Below are 18,101 nucleotides of genomic sequence, written 5' to 3'. Positions count from 1 at the left end.
GGCCTGCCTTCGGACAAGCTTCCCGCGGGCGGGGCCATGCGGGTCATGGGTTCGGAAACTGAGTACGGTATCCACGCGCCCTCCGCGCCGGGGGCAAACGCCACGATGATGTCCGCACGGATCATCCAGGCCTACGCGAACCTGACGCGGCAGCGGGCCGCCGGGGGCGCTGAAACCCGCTGGGACTACACGGATGAAGAGCCCCTGCATGATGCCCGCGGCTGGACAGTCGAGCGCAGTGCAGCAGATCCGAGCCAGCTGACTGACAGGCCTCCCGTGCTCGACGCCGAGGCCGTTGCCTTGGCGTACGGGCGGCAGGAGCTGGAAGCCGACGGCGGCGACGAGTCAGGATCGTTGCTGATGAACATGGTCCTCGGCAACGGGGCCCGCCTGTACGTGGACCATGCCCATCCGGAATATTCCAGTCCCGAGGTCACGAATCCCCGGGACATCGTCGCGTGGGACGCGGCCGGCGACCTCGTTGCCCTGGCCACGGTTCGGAAGGTGGCAGCCGACCCTGATCTGCCCGCCATCAACCTGTACAAGAACAACACCGACAACAAATCGGTGTCCTACGGTTCCCACGAGAACTACCTCATGCCGCGCTCGGTGCCGTTCGGGGATATTGTCCGAGGCCTGACGCCGTTCTTCGTCACGCGTCAGGTCATCTGCGGTGCCGGTCGGCTCGGCAAGGGCCAGGACGGTTCGACGTCCGGATTCCAGATCAGCCAGCGCGCGGATTTCTTCGAAGCCGAGGTAGGGCTGGAAACCACCATCAGGCGTCCGATCATCAATACCCGGGATGAACCGCATGCCACCGCCGACAAGTACCGGCGTCTGCATGTCATCATCGGGGACGCCAACCTGAGCCAGGTCTCGAACTACTTGAAGTTCGGTACGACGGCGTTGGTCTTGAGCCTTATCGAAGCCGGCCAGGCTCCGAAGATCGAAGTTCATGAGCCCGTGGCAGGCCTGCAGGCAATCAGCCACGACACTTCCCTGACTGCCACGGTCAGGCTTCTCGACGGACGGCGCGTAACAGCCCTGGATATCCAGTGGATGTACTACGAGGCGGCGGCCAAACTTGGCCAGGAAACCGGGGTCTCGGATTCCTTCAGCGGAGACGGCCACACCCGCGATGTCCTGGAACGGTGGGAGTCGACGCTGGGACTCTTGGGGAGCAACCCCGCAGGTGCCGCGTCTTCGGTCGAATGGCTGGCCAAAATGTCCCTGCTTGATGGCTACCGGAACCGTGACGGCCTCGAATGGAACGACGCCCGCCTGGGTCTTGTCGATTTGCAGTGGTCCGATGTGAGGCCCGAAAAGGGCCTGTACTACCGGATGCTTTCCCGCGACCGCATGCAGACGATCGTCGACGACGCCACGATCAGCCGTGCTGTCGTCGAACCGCCGTCGGACACCCGCGCATTTTTCCGCGGGAAGTGCGTTTCCAGCTTTGGCAAGGACGTGGTCGGCGCGAGCTGGGATTCGGTCATCTTCGACGTTCCGGGCATCGGGAAACTGCAGCGGGTGCCCACCCGGGAACCGCTCCGCGGCACGGAAGCACTCACCGGACGGCTGTTCCGGAAACACGACACAGCGGGCGCATTCCTCCGTGAATTACTCGGCCTGGACCCGGCCCCGCCCGCCTGATCGGGCAGCCGGCCGGAGGCCGCCAAACGGGCCCTTAAAACCGCAGCGTCGCGGCCCGCCCCGTGGCAGTATGGCATTACAGGAAGTCCCCGTGACGGGGATGGACAGAATGGAGAAGGAAATGGCAGCTCAGGAGCAGCAGCAACCGCAGTCGCGGGACGTCGAGGCAGAAGCCGACGCCCCCGAGGCACCGCCCGCGGCGCCAGAGGCACAGGCCTCGGTTGCCACGCAGGGCGTGGACGATCTCCTCGACGAGATCGACGGCGTGCTTGAATCGAACGCCGAAGAGTTCGTCAGGGCATTTGTGCAAAAGGGCGGCCAGTAGCCAGCCGCCAGCTAAGCCAAGGGCCCGGCCGGCGCGAGGCCGCCGGGCATCGGATGTCAGAGTCGAAGGAGCGCAGCAATGCAGGATCCATCAGCCGGCCACCTGGCCACCCAAGCAACGTCGTCGTTCATAGAGCATCTGCAACGCTCCAGGCCTGAACTCCTTCCCTTTAGTCAAGCCCTGCCCGCAGGACAGATTCCCCCGGTGCCCCACGCCACGACGATCGTCGCCCTCAGTTACCCGGGCGGCGTCCTGATGGCTGGAGATCGGCGTGCCACCATGGGCAATGTGATCGCCAGCAGGCACATCGAGAAGGTCTTTCCGGCCGACGAATACTCCGTCCTGGGAATTGCCGGAACAGCAGGCCTTGCGATCGACATCACGCGGTTGTTCCAGGTGGAACTGGAACACTACGAAAAGATCGAAGGCACGCTGCTCAGCTTGGACGGCAAGGCCAACCGGCTTGGAGCCATGATCCGGGGAAACCTGCCGATGGCCATGCAGGGTCTCGCGGTGATCCCGCTCTTCGCGGGCTTCGACCAGGCAGCCGGCGTGGGGCGGCTTTTCTCCTACGATGTCACCGGCGGACGGTACGAGGAACTGGAGCACCATTCGGTCGGCTCGGGGTCCGTCTTCGCACGTGGCGCCTTGAAGAAGCTGTGGCGGCCGAACCTCACCGAAGACGAGGCTGTCGCCGTCGCGGTTGAAGCCCTCTATGACGCCGCCGACGACGACTCCGCCACCGGCGGTCCGGACCCGGTCCGGCAGCTCTGGCCGGTGATATACACCGTCAACCGCGCCGGTGCCCGGCGGGTGCCGGAACGGGAGCTGGCGGCGATCGCTGGCGCCATTGTTGAATCGCGAACAGTAGCCGGACGGGAGGCCTGAGATGACCCAGCAGTTTTACGTTTCACCCGAACAACTGATGAAGGACCGCGCGGATTTCGCGCGGAAGGGCATCGCCCGCGGCCGTTCGGTCGTCGTGATCAGTTGCGCTGACGGCATCGCGCTCGTGGCGGAAAATCCGTCGCCGTCGCTCCACAAGATTGGTGAGATCTACGACAAGATCGCGTTCGCCGCCGTGGGGAAATACAACGAGTTCGAGAGCCTTCGGCAAGCGGGTGTCCGCTACGCTGACGTCCGCGGTTATTCATATGATCGCGAGGACGTCACTGCCCGCGGTCTGGCCAGCGTCTACGCCCAGAGCCTTGGCGCCGTCTTCACGGCGGAACAAAAGCCGTTCGAAGTTGAACTTGCGGTTGCAGAGGTCGGGCACACGCAGGCCGAGGACCATCTTTATCGGCTGACTTTCGACGGTTCGATTGCCGACGAGCACGGTTTCGTGGTGATGGGCGGCTTGGCCGAGCAAGTAGCCGAGACCGTGGCCCGCGGTTGGAAGGCTGACCTTGACCTGGCCGGTGCACTGCGGCTGGCCGTCAAGGCGCTGGCCACGGACAAGGAAGTGGACGCCCTGCCCGGCACCGCGGTCGAGGCCGCCGTGTTGGACCGAAGTCCGGAAAGCGGGCGCGGATCCCGGCGGGCCTTCCGGCGGCTCAGGGCAGAAGAAATCACGCAGCTGCTGGCAGGGGAGGCCTGAGATGGACAAAAGAATATTCGGGATCGAAACGGAGTTCGGTATTTCGTACTCGAGCCCCGACTCGCGGCCATTGGCTCCAGAGGAAGTCGCCAGATACCTCTTCCGCAAAGTAGTGAGCTGGGGTCGGTCCTCCAACGTCTTCCTCACGAATGGCTCGCGCCTGTACCTGGATGTCGGCTCGCACCCCGAGTACGCCACCGCGGAATGCGACGACCTCGCGCAGCTGATCGCCCATGACCGGGCCGGGGAGCTCATTCTCGATGACCTCGTTGATGAAGCACAGGCTCGGCTTGCGGCGGAGGGATTCAACGGAACGGTCTACCTGTTCAAGAACAACACCGATTCAGCCGGCAATTCCTACGGCAGCCACGAAAACTATCTGATTCCGCGGCGCGGCGAGTTCTCGCGCCTCGCCGAGATCCTCATTCCCTTCCTCGTCACACGGCAGCTGATTGCCGGTGCGGGCAAGGTCCTGAAGACACCCCACGGGGCCACTTTCGCGTTCTCCCAGCGTGCCGACCACATTTGGGAAGGCGTGTCCTCCGCGACGACGAGGTCCCGCCCCATCATCAACACCCGTGACGAGCCGCACGCCGATGCCGAGTTCTTCCGCCGGCTGCACGTGATCGTCGGCGATTCCAACATGTCCGAGACCACCGCCCTGTTGAAGGTGGGGACGGTGGACCTGCTCTTGCGCATGATTGAGGCCGGAGTGATCATGCGGGACATGCGCATGGAGAACCCCATCCGCAGCATCCGCGAAATCTCGCATGATCTCAGCGGCAAAGCCTTGGTGCGCCTGGCCAACGGCAGACAACTGACCGCACTGGACATCCAGCGTGAGTACCTTGCAAAGGTCACCGCCTTTGTAGCCTCGAATGGAGCCCACAATCCGCATGTGCCGCTCATCCTGGATCTTTGGGAGCGGACGCTGGACGCGATCGATAGCGGAGACACCAGCGGAATAGACACGGAAGTGGACTGGGCCATCAAGAAGAAGCTGATGGATGGGTACATGCGTCGCCATGGAATCGGCCTCGATTCCTCGCGGATCGCGCAATTGGACCTGACTTATCACGATATCTCGCGCAAGCGGGGGCTCTTCTTCCTCCTCCAATCCCGCGGCGCGGCGCGGCGCCTCGTGGCCGACACCGACATCAAGGATGCCGTGGATGCGCCGCCGCAGACCACCCGGGCAAAACTCCGCGGCGACTTCGTCCGGCGCGCACAGGAACTCGGCCGCGACTACACCGTGGATTGGGTCCATCTGAAGTTGAACGACCGCGCGCACCAGACGATTTTGTGCAAGGATCCCTTCCGCAGCGTCGATGAAAGAGTGGATGCCCTCCTGGACTCGATGAGCTGACTCCCAGTTTCACCAGCTACTCTGGAGGTTGGCCTTTTACAGGCCTCTACGCGCATGGCCGAGCCTGGCCCGTCCATGCCCTCCTTTTGCCCCGACGAAAGTTCAATTTGTGCGACGTCTACTAGCAATTCTTATCCCCGGCCTCTTGCTGATTACCGCCTGCGGCGGAAGTCCGGCAACAACAGCAACTCCGGAGCCCACCAGTCAGTCCGCCGGCGAAGTCGCCAAGCTGGATTCCCTCAAGGTCTCCGACAATGGAGACAAGAAGGCACCCGGCCTGGAATTCAACAAGCCTTTGGACGTGACGCAGCCGACCATCAAGATGGTCAGCGACGGCACCGGCGACAAGGTGAAGGCCGGACAGGTGGCGCAGATCACCTACATTGCCGTCGACGGCAAGGACGGCAAGACCCTCGAAGACACCTTCCCGACAGGGTCCCAGCCCGTCGAACTGAACGACCAGCTCAAGACCGGCAGCGCTGTGCTTTACAACGCGCTCGTGGGTGCGAAGGTGGGCGCTGACATCGCTTTCGCCGTTCCGGGGACTCCGGCGTCGGCTGAAGCAGCTGCAACGTCATCCCAGCTGGTGGTCTTCAAGGTCACCGGCGTCAAGGACGCAGTCAAGCCCCTGGCCAAGCCCGAGGGCGATACCGTTACTCCGCCCGCCGGCCTCCCCACGGTCAAGGTTGATGACAAGGGAATTCCGCAGATTTCCGTCGACGGCGCGAAGGCTCCGGAGGCCCTCGTCTCGCAGGACCTCATCAAGGGCAAGGGCGCAGTCGTCAAGGAGACAGACACCCTGACGGTCAACTACGTCGGCGTCACCTTGGCTGATGGCAAGAAGTTCGACTCCAGCTACGACAAGGGCCAGACCGCCAGCTTCGCGCTCAACGGCGTCATCAAGGGCTGGACGCAAGGACTTGCGGGCAAGACGGTCGGTTCTCGTGTCCTCCTGGTCATCCCCAAGAGCCTCGCGTATGGCGATGCCGCCGCAGGACAGGGCCAGCCCACGGGCGATCTCGTCTTCGTCGTCGACATCCTGGGCGCCCAGTAGCCTTCCGAAAAATTCCGCAACACCGTCCCTATCACATTGAGGAGTACCTATGTCATTTGGTCAGCGCGATTACGACCGCACCAAGCCGGAGATCGACTTCCCGGAGGGCGACGTCCCCACGGAACTGGTTATCAAGGACATCGTCGTTGGTGACGGCGCCGAGGCCAAGGCCGGCGACACCGTTTCGACCCACTACGTTGGCGTCGCTTGGTCCACCGGCGAGGAATTCGACGCATCATGGGGCCGTGGCGCACCGCTGGACTTCCGCGTGGGAGTCGGCCAGGTCATCCAGGGTTGGGATCAGGGACTCCTTGGCATGAAGGTCGGCGGCCGCCGTCGCCTCGAAATCCCCTCCGAGCTTGCCTACGGTTCCCGTGGCGCCGGCGGGGCCATCAAACCCAACGAAGCCCTGATCTTCGTGGTGGACCTCGTGGCTGTCCGCTAGGTTTCGCCACAAAGGAAGGCGCGTCTGCAGCCGGAGAAATCCGGCCGCAGACGCGCCTTCCGCCTTTATCGGAGGAATTTAGTAACGTAGCAAGCGTGTCCGCATCACGAACCGAACGACTCCTGAACCTCCTGATCGCCCTCCTGAACACGAAATACGGGCTGTCCCGGGCCGTTCTCAGGCAGAAGGTCTATCACGACGCCGGCGACAGCGACGTCGCGTTCGGACGCATGTTTGAACGGGACAAGTCAGAACTGAAGCGGTTTGGCTTCGACATCGAAACCCTCCTCGACCACGGGTTCGGCTCGGACGATCCCGCTTCGACCCGCTACCGCATCGGCAAGGAATCCAATCGCCTGCCGTATGTGCACCTGACCCCGGCCGAGGGCACGGTATTGCTGCTGGCTGCGCAGCTATGGGAACGCGCGGCGCTCGGCTCAGCCGCTGCAAGCGCGCTACGGAAGCTGCAGGCTTCCGGCGACCTTGCCGACGTCGAACTCCCCGCCGGCGTCCAGCCGCGCATCAAGCCCGCCGGCCAGGCCTTTGACGACATCATCGTGGCCATGAACGGCCAGCACCCCGTGAGTTTCGGCTACCGTGCCGCGAGCACCGGCAAAGACGAACGCCGCATGGTAGAGCCTTGGGGCCTCGGGAGCCGGTTCGGCCAGTGGTACCTGGTGGGCTTCGACCGCGGCCGGAACGCGAAACGCTTTTTCCGGCTGTCCCGGATGACGAGCGACGTTCATGTTGAGACCGGGCATCACTGTGAGATACCCCCGGGATTTGATACCCGCGCCGAACTGGACAGCCTCAGCGAACTTCCCCTCCAAGAAGCCCACCTCGACGTCGCCGAAGGCCGTTTGCTGGGTCTTCGAAAGCGCGCGGCGAGTGTCACCGGGGCCACCGGCGCCAGCGGCTTCCAGCCGGGCAGGGACCGCCTCTGCGTGCCGTTCCGGGACAGTGAGTTGCTCGCCGAAGAACTGGCCTCCTATGGTCCCCATGTGCTTGTGGCCGGACCTGCCGAACTGCGCGACGCCGTGATCCGGCGCCTTGAAGCTGCCGCCGCGTTCGGCTCGAGCCCCGCCGTCGAGATCCGCTTCTCCGGCGCCGGACCGGCGCCGCGGGCGCGCAAGCGGACCTCGGAAGACCAACTCAACCGCATGCTCCAGCTGGTCCCGTTCCTCGTCCACAACCAGGGCCTGCCCATCCAGGAGGTGGCAGACCGTTTCGGAGTCACCCGTGAGGAACTGGTCGACGACCTGAAGATCCTGATTTGCTCCGGCCGCCCCGAAGGCTATCCGGATGACTTGTTCGACATCGATTGGGAAAACGAGCACGTCTACATCCGCGAGCACCTCGAACTCAACCGGCCCATCGGCTTCAGTGTCGATGAGGCTTGCGCCCTGCTGACGGGCTTGGCGACCCTGGGCGGACTTCCCGCCCAGGCCGGAATGTCGGAGGACGAGCAAAGCGGAGCCCTGGAGTCCGTGACCCTGAAGCTCACCGGCGCGGCGGGGGAGGCCGGCCGTCTGGCGGCGGCCGTCGCCGGCCCACCCGTGACCCCGGCCGAGGCCGGACCGTTCGACACGATCACCCGGGCGATCCAGTCGGGTCATCAATTGCGGCTTCGCTACCTGTCACAGCAACGCGACTCGGTTTCCGAACGGGACGTCGACCCTTTCCGGCTCTATTCCTTGGACAACACCTGGTACTTCGAGGCGTACTGCCACAGCAAAGCCGGTCTGCGGAACTTCCGCCTCGACCGTATCGAGGAGATCGCGCCCAACGGCCGTCCGGTTTCCAAGAGTGCGGGCGCGGAGGAAGGCGTCCCGGTGAAGCTGTACACGCCGAACGACGACGACGTCGTCGTTGTCCTCCAATTGACCCGGCAGGGCGTCGGGCTGGCGGATGACTATTATGCGGATCGGACGGCAGTGCTTCCTGACGGCGGCTTGCTCGCCGAGGTACGGTTCGGAAACGCGGACTGGTTGCCGATGTTCGTTGCGCAGCATGGCGGTGCTGCCCGTATTTTGCAGCCCGCAGAGCTTGCCGACGCCTCTGCAGCCTGGGTGGCTGCCGCACTTGCCCAATACAAGCAATGAAGGCTGGTTAGACTACTCAAATGCCTTGGTGGTCCTGGATCCTTTTATGGCTCGCGCTGATTGCGGTGTCGCTGCTTTGCTATGTCCTGCTGGGCGTCCGGCTTTTCCGGAAGTTCATGGCCACGGTGCACGAATTGAGTGCCGCAGGGGAGCGACTAGGTCACCGCCCGCACCTTTCCGATCGCGCCGACGACGACGGCGAGGCGTCGGTGAAAGTGTTCGGCGCAGCCGTTTTTGCCTCACCGGAACAGATGCGTCATGATTACGTGACGGCCAAGGCCTCCCGCCAGGAAGTGCGTCGCCAAAAGCGCGTTAAGCGCAAAGCGGAACGGGGCCAACCCCAGTCTCTGCACGACATCGATTTCAGTTAGACGTAGGATGTATTCCAACGAAAGGACTTCCCGTGGGACGACTATTTGATGGCCCTTGGCCAATTGTCATTATCATCATCGTGGCCCTGTTGCTGTTCGCGGCACCCAAGCTGCCTGCCATGGCCCGCAGCCTCGGCCAGTCGATGCGCATCATCAGATCCGAAGTCAAGGAAATGAAGAACGACGGCAAGCCGGCGGCCAAGGACGACACGGACCCCGTTGAAGGCAAAGTGGTCAACCACCCCGAAGCGAACAAGAGCGGCAACGACACTGACGTTCCGCCTGCAACCCGTAGCTAAGCAGTAGTGGCAACGAAGACGGGCCGCAAAGCCAACCCCGAAGGGCGGATGGCGCTCCTAGACCACCTGAAGGAGCTTAAGAATCGGCTGATCAAGTCTGCTATCGGCGTTCTCCTAGGCGCCGTGGCAGGGTGGTTCCTCTATGAGCCCGTAGTCAACAGCCTGTCGGATCCGTTGATCAAGATCGCCGAGGAAACCAAGCGAACCGCGGTGCTGAACTTCGCGAGCGTAGGGGATCCTTTCGACTTCAAGCTACGCATTGCCATTCAGATCGGTTTGGTGCTCTCGAGCCCCATCTGGATCTACCAGGTCTGGGCCTTCATTACTCCCGGCCTGACCAAGAAAGAGCGCCGCTACACGCTCGGGTACATGGCCGCGGCGGTGCCGTTGTTCCTGGCTGGCGTGTATGTCGCATGGACGGTCATCCCGAACGTGGTGCGCGCACTGCTGCAGTTCACGCCACAAAACGGCGCCAACAACATCGACGCATCCCAGTACCTGACATTCGCCACGCACATGCTTCTTTTCCTCGGCATCGCCTTCCTGGTGCCGGTGGTGTTGGTGGGCGTCAACATGGCGGGCATCTTGAGCGGCAGGACCATCCTCAAGGCCTGGCGCATCACGGTCTTCCTTGTGTTTGTCCTCGCAGCCGTTGCCGCGCCCGGTGCGGACGCGCTGTCAATGTTCATGCTCGCCGGTCCGCTCTTGGTGCTCTTCTTCGCCGCGATCGGACTCTGCATGCTGAACGACAAACGTCGCGCGCGCCAGCAGTCGAAGATTGCCGCCGAGACGGAAGCCACAGCCGACGTCGCCACACCTGCCTCCGATCTGGAGAATCTGTAGTCTCACGGCCATTAGGCTTGAAGCATGTCCTCCAATTCAGGGGCCCTTTCGCCCTCAGAAGCCTTTCAAGCCGCAGCGCAACGGAGTGCTGAGTCGAAAACCTATCTGGGCACTTTTGCCCAGTCACTGGAGTTCGAGCTTGACGACTTCCAGCGCGACGCGTGCCGTTCGCTCCAGGAAGGCAAGGGAGTGCTCGTGGCGGCGCCCACGGGGGCCGGGAAGACAATCGTCGGCGAGTTCGCCATCTACCTGGCGCTCGAACGCGGGCTCAAGGCGTTTTATACAACGCCCATCAAAGCACTAAGCAACCAGAAGTTCTCCGAGCTCTCGGCGAAGTACGGTGCCTCAAACGTGGGACTGCTGACCGGCGACACCACCATCAACGGCGAGGCGCCGATCGTGGTGATGACCACCGAGGTCCTGAGGAACATGTTGTACGCCGACTCGGACACGCTTGGGGACCTAGGCTACGTCGTGATGGACGAAGTGCACTACCTGGCAGACCGCTTCCGCGGTGCAGTCTGGGAAGAGGTGATCATCCACCTGCCCAGCGAAGTGCAAGTGGTTTCCCTCAGCGCCACGGTGTCCAACGCGGAAGAGTTTGGTGCGTGGCTGGACACAGTGCGCGGAGACACCGATGTGATTGTCTCCGAACACCGTCCCGTCCCTTTATGGCAGCACGTCATGGTGGGGCGTGAGATCGTCGATCTCTTCGCCGGTGATACCAGCTTCGACGAGATCGCTCCCGAGGCGCCGGACGGCGAAGCACCGGTGCCGGAGGCAGTACGGGAGCCGGAGCGGAACCCCCTGCAGAGGGAATTCGAGGTCAACCCGGAGCTATTGTCGATGGCCCGGGCGGAGAGCCAGATGAACTTCCGTGGCCGCTTCGGCCACGGCGGACGCAGCCGCCGCCGGCAGGACCGTCAGCGTGACAACACTGCCAGCGAGCAGCGAAGCCCTGTGCGCAAGGCCAGCCGGCCCCAGATCATTGCAAGCCTGGACCGCCAAGGGCTGCTTCCGGCCATTACCTTCATTTTTTCCCGCGCCGGCTGCGACGGGGCGGTGGCGCAGTGTGCCGCGGCCGGGCTGTGGCTGACCACAGAGCGGGAACAACAGATCATCGCGTCCCGGGTGGATGAGGCGAGCCGCGAGATTCCCGCAGACGACCTCGATGTCCTCGGTTTTTGGAGCTGGCGCGACGGCCTGCTTCGCGGGCTCGCGGCGCACCATGCCGGGTTGTTGCCGACCTTCAAGGAAGTCGTCGAGAAACTCTTCGCCGATGGCTTGGTGAAGGCCGTCTTCGCCACGGAGACCCTCGCCCTGGGCGTCAACATGCCGGCCCGCTGCGTTGTCCTGGAGAAGCTCGACAAGTTCAACGGCGAAGCGCACGTCAACATCACCGCGGGGGAGTACACCCAGTTGACCGGCCGTGCGGGAAGGCGTGGAATCGACGTCGAAGGCCACGCCGTGGTCCTCTGGCAGCCGGGTACTGATCCTGCCGCCGTCGCCGGCCTCGCTTCGCGGCGCACCTACCCGCTCAATTCAAGCTTCCGCCCTACCTACAACATGAGCATCAACCTGATTGCCCAGTTCGGTAGGCCGCGGGCACGGCAAATCCTCGAATCGTCGTTCGCCCAGTTCCAGGCGGACCGTTCCGTCGTGGGGCTGGCCCGGCAGGTTCGAAGCCGCGAAGAGTCGCTGGCCGGTTACGCCGAGTCCATGAAGTGCCACCTGGGCGATTTCACCGAGTACGCCAAGCTTCGGCGCGATCTCAGCGACGCCGAGCAATTTGCCTCAAGGAGCACCTCGCGGGCCCGCAAGTCCCTGACCGTGGACTCCCTTTCCCGGCTTATGCCCGGCGACATCGTCAAAGTTCCGGGCGGACGCACGCCGGGTTACGCCGTCGTGCTCAACGCCGATCCCGACTCGCGTGAACCGCGCCCCGCGGTCCTCACGGAAGACAACCAGCTCCACAGGATCGGTGCCCACGAAGTCGAAGGTCCGGTGGCGCCCGTGTCCTGGATCCGGATTCCGAAGTCGTTCAACGCGAAGCTGCCCAAATCGCGTCGTGATCTGGCATCGGCCATGCGGAATGCCGTGCGGGAGGGGCGTCCGCCGGCCCGCGGCACGAACCGGAGCGAGGACTTCGGCCGTGCCCGGTACATGCCGGACCAGGAAAAGAAGATCGCAGACCTCCGCCGGGCATTGCGCGCGCATCCTTGCCACGGTTGCAGCGAACGCGAGGACCATGCCCGCTGGGCCGAGCGTTGGTGGAAGCTTCGCCATGAGACCGACGGGCTCGTCCGGCAGATCCAGGGCCGCACCAACACGATCGCTAAGACATTCGACCGTGTGTGCGATGTCCTCGCCGCCTACGGTTACCTCCAGACCTCCGACGCCGGCCATGTCACCATCAGCGCGGACGGCCAGCGCCTGCGCCGCATTTACGGCGAAAAGGACCTGCTGATCTCCCAATCCATCCGCCAAGGGGCCATCAAGGACCTCGATGGCGCCGAGCTGGCTGCGCTGGCGAGCACAATGGTCTACCAAGCCAAGCGCGAAGATCGCGGCCTGCGGCCCAAAATGCCGTCGGTATCGCTCGAAACATCCGTGGACATCGTGGTGCGTGAATGGTCTGCGCTCGAGGACGTCGAGGACAAGAACAGGCTGCCCTTGACCGCAGAGCCGGAGCTGGGCCTCGTCTGGCCCATCTTCAAATGGGCGAAGGGCCGCCATCTCCAAGAGGTCCTCAGCGGCACCGACCTCGCCGCAGGTGACTTTGTGCGCTGGGCGAAGCAGGTCATCGACCTGCTGGACCAGATGGCCAAGATTCCAGGTCTTGAACGACGCCAAACCAAGATGTGCCGCGAAGCGATCGATCTGGTCCGCCGCGGCGTCGTCGCGTACTCCAACGTCTCCTGACACACCACACAGATTCCCAGCAAGGAGCATATCCATGACCCATTCAGGCGCGCCCGCCGAAACCCGGCCCCGCAAGGTCACGATGTACCGGAACGGCTCCGTCTACACAGCCGCCGATCCCTTCGCGAGCGCAATGCTTGTTGACGGAGACACTGTTGCCTGGGTTGGTTCGGAGCAGGCGGCCACGTCGATCGCCGATTCTTCCATGGAAATCATCGATCTCCGGGGAGCGTTGCTGGCGCCCGGTTTCGTCGATTCCCACATGCACCTCACGGAGACCGGAATCGCTTCCGATTCCCTCCAGCTCGCCGGGGTACGCTCGGCACGGGAACTGCTCGACGCCGTCGGCCTTGCCGCCAAGGCTCTTGGCACTTCCGGCGCCGTGCTCGGCCACGGTTGGGACGAGTCGGCGTGGCACGAAAAGACGCTGCCCACGCCGGAGGAGCTCGACCGCGCCGCGGGCGGGCGCAAGGTGTACCTGGCGCGCGTGGATGCGCACTCTGCCCTTGCCTCATCCTCCCTGGCGTCAGCGGCGGGACTGGACGGCCTTGATGGCTACGATGGTTCCGCGCACGTCCTGAGGGCCGCACACACCGCTGCGCGTCTGGTCGCCAGGCAGTTCCCCGACGCCGAACGCCGCCGTTACCAGGAGCTGGCCCTTCGCGAGGCTGCGGCCAACGGCTATGTCGCCTTGGCCGAAATGGCGGCCCCGCACATTTGCAGTGCAGACGACCTTCGGATGTCTTCGTCGTGGAACTCCGCGTTGTGGAACGAGGGCAGCGTGGGCGTCCCCGGAATCCTTCCCTATTGGGGCGAACTCGCCACATCGGCCGAGCATGCCTCTGGCATCCTGGAAGGCTTGGGGGTGCCCGTTCTTGGCCTGGCCGGTGATTTGAACATCGATGGTTCCATCGGTTCGCGAACGGCTGCCCTCAGCGCCGACTACGCCGACGCTCCGGGCCACCGCGGAAGCCTCTACATCCCGGTCGACGAAGCTGCCGCCCACATTGCGGCCTGTTCGGCGCTCGGTATCCAGGCAGGCTTCCACGTCATTGGCGACGCGGGACTGAAGACGGCACTGGATGCCTTTGACCTTGCCGCGTCGGAGGTAGGGGAGCAGCGGGTCCGTGCCGCCGCGCACCGCCTCGAGCATGTGGAAATGGCGGACGCCGGCGATCTCGCCCGGCTTGCGAAGTATTCGATTACAGTGAGCGCACAGCCGGCCTTCGATGCCGCCTGGGGCGGCGCAGGGAAAATGTACGATCAACGTCTGGGGGCGCGAAGCGTGGCCATGAACCCTTTCGCTTCGTACTACTCCACCGGCGTGCCGGTGTGCTTCGGAAGCGATAGTCCGGTCACCCCCTTGCGCCCATGGTCCAGCGTCAGGGCATGCCTGGAACACAGCAATCCGGATCAACGCATTTCGGCACGGGCAGCTTTCCTCGGGCACACCCGTGCCGGTTGGCGGGCCGGCCAGGAGCGCAATCCGCTGATGGGGCAATTAGTTCCCGGCGCCCCTGCAAGTTTTGCGGTGTGGGAAGTTGAAGAGCTGATGGTGCAAGTGGCCGATGACCGCGTCCAGTCGTGGTCCACCGATCCACGCGCACGGACGCCCCTCCTCCCCGCGCTGGACAGTGGTAGCGATCCCGCTTGCCTGCAGACTGTGCGGGAAGGCCAGGAGATCTTCGCGAGCGAAAAATTGCGGTCATAGTTGCAGATGGCTTTGCTGGTACTGAAGGCCCCTGACCTGCGTGGATGGACAAAACCCCAGCTCAGGCGGCGCTTGACAGGATCTGTGAAGTCCGTAGCATTTAGCCTCAACAGGCTTCCACAGGGAATACCTGGTTGCCTGGCCGCGGTGGGGTCCGCTGCCAAAAACAGCTATCGGACCCGTTTTCCAAGACCGTGGCACTCGTAGTGGGCAGGTCCACTGTGCCGCAGAAAACGGTTCGGCCTCGAGTTCAACACACCGGGCCGGCACTGGACCTGGGCGAGTGGACCTGCCCGCGACCAAGCCCGATCCGTGTGGCGGACGCCACAGGTGGCCCCAGGTGCGGCAAGTTGTCGTTCTATAATGGAGAGTTGCGCCTGAATGCCAGCCACGCTGCTGCTCCGGCCGACTGACCGCTCCATCAAGGAAAGGCCTCTTCTTGCGTGTCCTGACGATCATCCCCACGTACAACGAGCTGGAATCGCTACCCAAGACCCTCGGACGGCTGCGCGCGGCTGTGCCCGCGTCCGACGTCCTGGTTGTCGACGACAACAGCCCTGACGGCACGGGACAGCTCGCCGACAGCATCGCAGCCGAGGATAGCCAGGTCCATGTCCTGCACCGCAAGGGCAAGGAAGGCCTTGGAGCCGCGTACATTGCCGGATTCAAATGGGGCCTGGCGGCCGGCTACGACGTCCTCGTCGAGATGGACGCCGATGGTTCGCACCAGCCCGAGCAACTTCCGTTGCTGCTGGATGCAATCAACGACGGCGCCGACCTCGCCATGGGTTCACGCTGGGTTCCGGGTGGCGGCACGGTGAACTGGCCGCTCTACCGTCAAGCGATTTCGCGCACGGGAAGCACCTATGCCCGGCTCATGCTTGGCTTGAAGATCAAAGACATCACCGGCGGCTACCGTGCGTTCCGGCGCAGCACCCTGGAGGCGCTCAAGCTGGACCAGGTGGAATCGGTTGGCTACGGCTTCCAGGTGGACCTGGCGTGGCGGGTCGCCAAGCTTGGCTTGAAGATCGTCGAACGCCCGATCACGTTCGTTGAGCGCGAGCTCGGGGCCTCCAAGATGAGCGGCAACATTGTTGTTGAGGCCATGATCAACGTCACCAAGTGGGGGCTCGCCTCGCGCTGGGCCGCCTTGACCGGGAAGAAGACCCCGGTCTCAAAGTAGGTCCAACAGAAAAGGCCGGGTCCGCGCTCTGTGAAGAGTGCGGACCCGGCCTTCGTCGTGAAACTGTTCCCTTGGGAACGGTTCCGCTATGCCGAGCGGCGTTCCCCGCGACGTTCGCGCAGGATGTTCAGGCGGTCTTCGAGGATCTGCTCGAGCTCGGGAAGGCTGCGGCGTTCCAGCAGCATATCCCAGTGGGTGCGGACGGCCTTTTCGTTGGTGTCAACGGGGCGTTCGCCATCAACCAGGAGCGCTTCCTTGCCGGTCTTGGAAACCCAGACGGGAGGGATCTCGGCTTCGGAGGAGAAGGTAACGAAGACCTGCTCTCCGTCCGCGCAGCGGTATTCAACCCGCTGACGCGGCGCCGGCTCCACACCGGATTCGGTTTCCATGCTCTGGGCGCCAAGACGCATGCCCCGCAGGCTGCGATCGCTCATGATTACTCCCTCTGTCTGTTCGCGGAACCATGCTCCGCGCTAGCCGGGCGCCGCAAAGGCGCCGCCCGGACTACTGTCTGCACACGTTGCATCACTAGATGAAACGCCTGACCAAGCGTTAATGTTCCGTTCGGATTGAACCGGCCGGACAAATACACCATTATACGCGGATCGAAGCTGACAGGACAAAGCGAAGGGGACCGGCCAGGGAATTTGGCCGGTCCCCCTCCAAACTATCCGCGGTTACGCCGACGGTTCTTGTGTGGAATCGCTGAACAGGTCAGCCACGCCTGATCCGCCGTTGGCGCCACCCAGCGCACCGCCGATGCCTTTGAGGGCCTCACCCACCTCGCTGGGGATGATCCACAGCTTGTTGGATGATCCCTCCGCAATCTTCGGCAGGATCTGAAGGTACTGGTAGGCCAGAAGCTTTTGGTCCGGGTTGCCCTTGTGGATGGCGTCGAAGACCTTCTGAATGGCCTGGGCTTCACCATCGGCGCGGAGGATGGCTGCCTTGGCGTCACCCTCTGCGGCCAGGATTGCAGCTTGCCGTTGCCCCTCGGCCGTCAGGATCTGCGATTGCTTGGTGCCTTCGGCGGTCAGAATCGCGGCGCGACGGTCGCGCTCGGCCCGCATCTGCTTTTCCATTGAGTCCTGGATGGAGTGCGGCGGGTCGATTGCCTTGAGTTCGACGCGCGAAACGCGGATTCCCCAGCGTCCGGTGGCTTCGTCGAGGACCCCCCGGAGCTGGCCGTTGATCTGGTCGCGGGAGGTGAGCGCTTCTTCAAGATTCAAGCCGCCCACGACGTTGCGGAGCGTCGTGGTGGTCAGCTGTTCAACAGCCTGGATGTAGTTGGCGATCTCGTAGGTCGCGGCCCGGGGATCCGTGACCTGGAAGTAGACCACGGTGTCGATCGAGACAACCAGGTTGTCCTCGGTGATCACCGGCTGCGGCGGGAAGGAAACCACTTGTTCACGAAGATCCAACAGCGGCAGCAGGCGGTCGACAAACGGGATCAGGATGGTGAGCCCGGGGTTGAGCGTGCGCTGGTACTTACCGAGGCGTTCTACGACGCCGGCGCGCGCTTGCGGGATGATCCTGATCGAGCGGACCAAAACGATAATCACGAATATGACGAGAACTAGCAGCACGATCGCGGCTGCAGTTCCTCCCAAGCTGTCCATACATCTCCTTCATTCCCCAGTTACGTATTTGATGCGGTTATGTGCGGTGATAGGCCGAACGCTCGTCGTCGAACGCAGCGGCTTGTGCCATGGCGGGACGCTGCTCAGTGCGGGCTGTCTTCCGCTGTGGAGGCGACTACCGCCGTCGCGCCGTCAATCCTGATGACCTGCACGGTCTGGCCGGCGTCGATGATTCCAGCTGCGCTGCGGGCGCTCCACACGTCGCCGCCGATCTTGACCAGTCCTGCGGTCGCGGTGACCGGCTCCATGACGAGCGCTGATTGGCCGATCAGGCGGTCCACATTGGTACGTTGCTCGGCGGGCCCCTTGTGCAAATGCTTGAGTGCGATAGGGCGGACGAACGCGATCATCAGCAGGGACACGATGCAAAAGACGACGATCTGCAACCAGAGATCGGCCCCGGCAAAGTCAGCGACGAGGGCAGCCAGCGCGCCGGCCCCGAGCATGATGAAGAAGAAGCTGAGCGTCAGCATCTCCACTACGGCGAAAGCCAGAAACACCGTGAGCCAGAGGGCCCACCAGTTGCTGCCAAGCCATTCAAACATCGTTCCCCCTGTTTCCGGACCTGCGGCAGCAGCCGGCCTGATCCG

General features: G+C 63.6%; 17 protein-coding genes. 14 read left to right on the top strand and 3 right to left on the bottom strand.

Annotation, left to right across the window (positions count from 1 at the left end):
• Nucleotides 1-36: 36 nt before the first annotated feature.
• The 14 genes from dop to ACSKT0_RS13130 all read left to right on the top strand — a co-directional run bounded on the left by dop (nucleotide 37) and on the right by ACSKT0_RS13130 (nucleotide 15,871).
• Nucleotides 37-1,653, top strand: a complete 1,617-nt coding sequence (dop, locus tag ACSKT0_RS13195; protein ID WP_437774026.1) for a depupylase/deamidase Dop — start codon at nucleotides 37-39, stop codon at nucleotides 1,651-1,653.
• A gap of 121 nt (nucleotides 1,654-1,774) precedes the next feature.
• Complete coding sequence (locus tag ACSKT0_RS13190) at nucleotides 1,775-1,978, top strand: ubiquitin-like protein Pup (RefSeq protein ID WP_234749319.1); 204 nt, start codon at nucleotides 1,775-1,777, stop codon at nucleotides 1,976-1,978.
• 78 nt (nucleotides 1,979-2,056) lie between these two features.
• Nucleotides 2,057-2,866, top strand: a complete 810-nt coding sequence (gene prcB, locus ACSKT0_RS13185; RefSeq protein WP_345451776.1) for a proteasome subunit beta — start codon at nucleotides 2,057-2,059, stop codon at nucleotides 2,864-2,866.
• Nucleotide 2,867: 1 nt separating this feature from the next.
• Complete coding sequence (gene prcA, locus ACSKT0_RS13180; protein WP_345451774.1) at nucleotides 2,868-3,575, top strand: proteasome subunit alpha; 708 nt, start codon at nucleotides 2,868-2,870, stop codon at nucleotides 3,573-3,575.
• Between the two features lies 1 nt (nucleotide 3,576).
• Nucleotides 3,577-4,941 (top strand): Pup--protein ligase, encoded by a 1,365-nt coding sequence (gene pafA, locus ACSKT0_RS13175; protein ID WP_078108903.1) that lies wholly within the window; start codon nucleotides 3,577-3,579, stop codon nucleotides 4,939-4,941.
• 109 nt (nucleotides 4,942-5,050) lie between these two features.
• Nucleotides 5,051-5,995 carry an FKBP-type peptidyl-prolyl cis-trans isomerase gene (locus ACSKT0_RS13170; protein ID WP_437770215.1) on the top strand — a complete coding sequence of 315 codons (945 nt, stop codon included), beginning with the start codon at nucleotides 5,051-5,053 and terminating at the stop codon, nucleotides 5,993-5,995.
• A 49-nt stretch (nucleotides 5,996-6,044) separates the two neighbouring features.
• Nucleotides 6,045-6,440 carry an FKBP-type peptidyl-prolyl cis-trans isomerase gene (locus ACSKT0_RS13165; RefSeq protein ID WP_345451770.1) on the top strand — a complete coding sequence of 132 codons (396 nt, stop codon included), beginning with the start codon at nucleotides 6,045-6,047 and terminating at the stop codon, nucleotides 6,438-6,440.
• A 95-nt stretch (nucleotides 6,441-6,535) separates the two neighbouring features.
• Nucleotides 6,536-8,542, top strand: a complete 2,007-nt coding sequence (locus ACSKT0_RS13160; protein ID WP_437770214.1) for a helix-turn-helix transcriptional regulator — start codon at nucleotides 6,536-6,538, stop codon at nucleotides 8,540-8,542.
• A 20-nt stretch (nucleotides 8,543-8,562) separates the two neighbouring features.
• Complete coding sequence (locus ACSKT0_RS13155) at nucleotides 8,563-8,913, top strand: hypothetical protein (RefSeq protein ID WP_437770213.1); 351 nt, start codon at nucleotides 8,563-8,565, stop codon at nucleotides 8,911-8,913.
• Between the two features lie 32 nt (nucleotides 8,914-8,945).
• Nucleotides 8,946-9,212 carry a Sec-independent protein translocase subunit TatA gene (gene tatA / locus ACSKT0_RS13150; RefSeq protein ID WP_236810992.1) on the top strand — a complete coding sequence of 89 codons (267 nt, stop codon included), beginning with the start codon at nucleotides 8,946-8,948 and terminating at the stop codon, nucleotides 9,210-9,212.
• Nucleotides 9,213-9,260: 48 nt separating this feature from the next.
• On the top strand, nucleotides 9,261-10,055 hold the full coding sequence (gene tatC, locus ACSKT0_RS13145) for a twin-arginine translocase subunit TatC (protein WP_437774025.1): 795 nt from the start codon (nucleotides 9,261-9,263) through the stop codon (nucleotides 10,053-10,055).
• 24 nt (nucleotides 10,056-10,079) lie between these two features.
• Nucleotides 10,080-12,977, top strand: coding sequence for a DEAD/DEAH box helicase (locus ACSKT0_RS13140; RefSeq protein ID WP_437770212.1), 2,898 nt, complete (start codon nucleotides 10,080-10,082; stop codon nucleotides 12,975-12,977).
• Between the two features lie 34 nt (nucleotides 12,978-13,011).
• Complete coding sequence (locus ACSKT0_RS13135; protein ID WP_437770211.1) at nucleotides 13,012-14,688, top strand: amidohydrolase; 1,677 nt, start codon at nucleotides 13,012-13,014, stop codon at nucleotides 14,686-14,688.
• Nucleotides 14,689-15,127: 439 nt separating this feature from the next.
• Entirely contained in the window at nucleotides 15,128-15,871 is a 744-nt protein-coding gene (locus tag ACSKT0_RS13130) for a polyprenol monophosphomannose synthase (RefSeq protein ID WP_345451759.1), read from the top strand.
• An 86-nt stretch (nucleotides 15,872-15,957) separates the two neighbouring features.
• Here ACSKT0_RS13130 and ACSKT0_RS13125 read toward each other — a convergent pair whose 3' ends face one another.
• The 3 genes from ACSKT0_RS13125 to ACSKT0_RS13115 form a co-directional block, all read right to left on the bottom strand.
• Nucleotides 15,958-16,305 carry an RNA polymerase-binding protein RbpA gene (locus ACSKT0_RS13125; protein WP_059389983.1) on the bottom strand — a complete coding sequence of 116 codons (348 nt, stop codon included), beginning with the start codon at nucleotides 16,303-16,305 and terminating at the stop codon, nucleotides 15,958-15,960.
• A 243-nt stretch (nucleotides 16,306-16,548) separates the two neighbouring features.
• On the bottom strand, nucleotides 16,549-17,490 hold the full coding sequence (locus tag ACSKT0_RS13120) for an SPFH domain-containing protein (RefSeq protein ID WP_345450570.1): 942 nt from the start codon (nucleotides 17,488-17,490) through the stop codon (nucleotides 16,549-16,551).
• A 104-nt stretch (nucleotides 17,491-17,594) separates the two neighbouring features.
• Nucleotides 17,595-18,056, bottom strand: coding sequence for an NfeD family protein (locus ACSKT0_RS13115; protein WP_437770210.1), 462 nt, complete (start codon nucleotides 18,054-18,056; stop codon nucleotides 17,595-17,597).
• Nucleotides 18,057-18,101 lie beyond the last annotated feature (45 nt).

The organism is Arthrobacter sp. KNU40, from assembly GCF_051515115.1.
GTDB lineage: Bacteria > Actinomycetota > Actinomycetes > Actinomycetales > Micrococcaceae > Arthrobacter.
The sequence above is the reverse complement of the archived record's forward strand: the minus strand, read 5'-3'. Positions and strand labels throughout refer to the sequence as shown.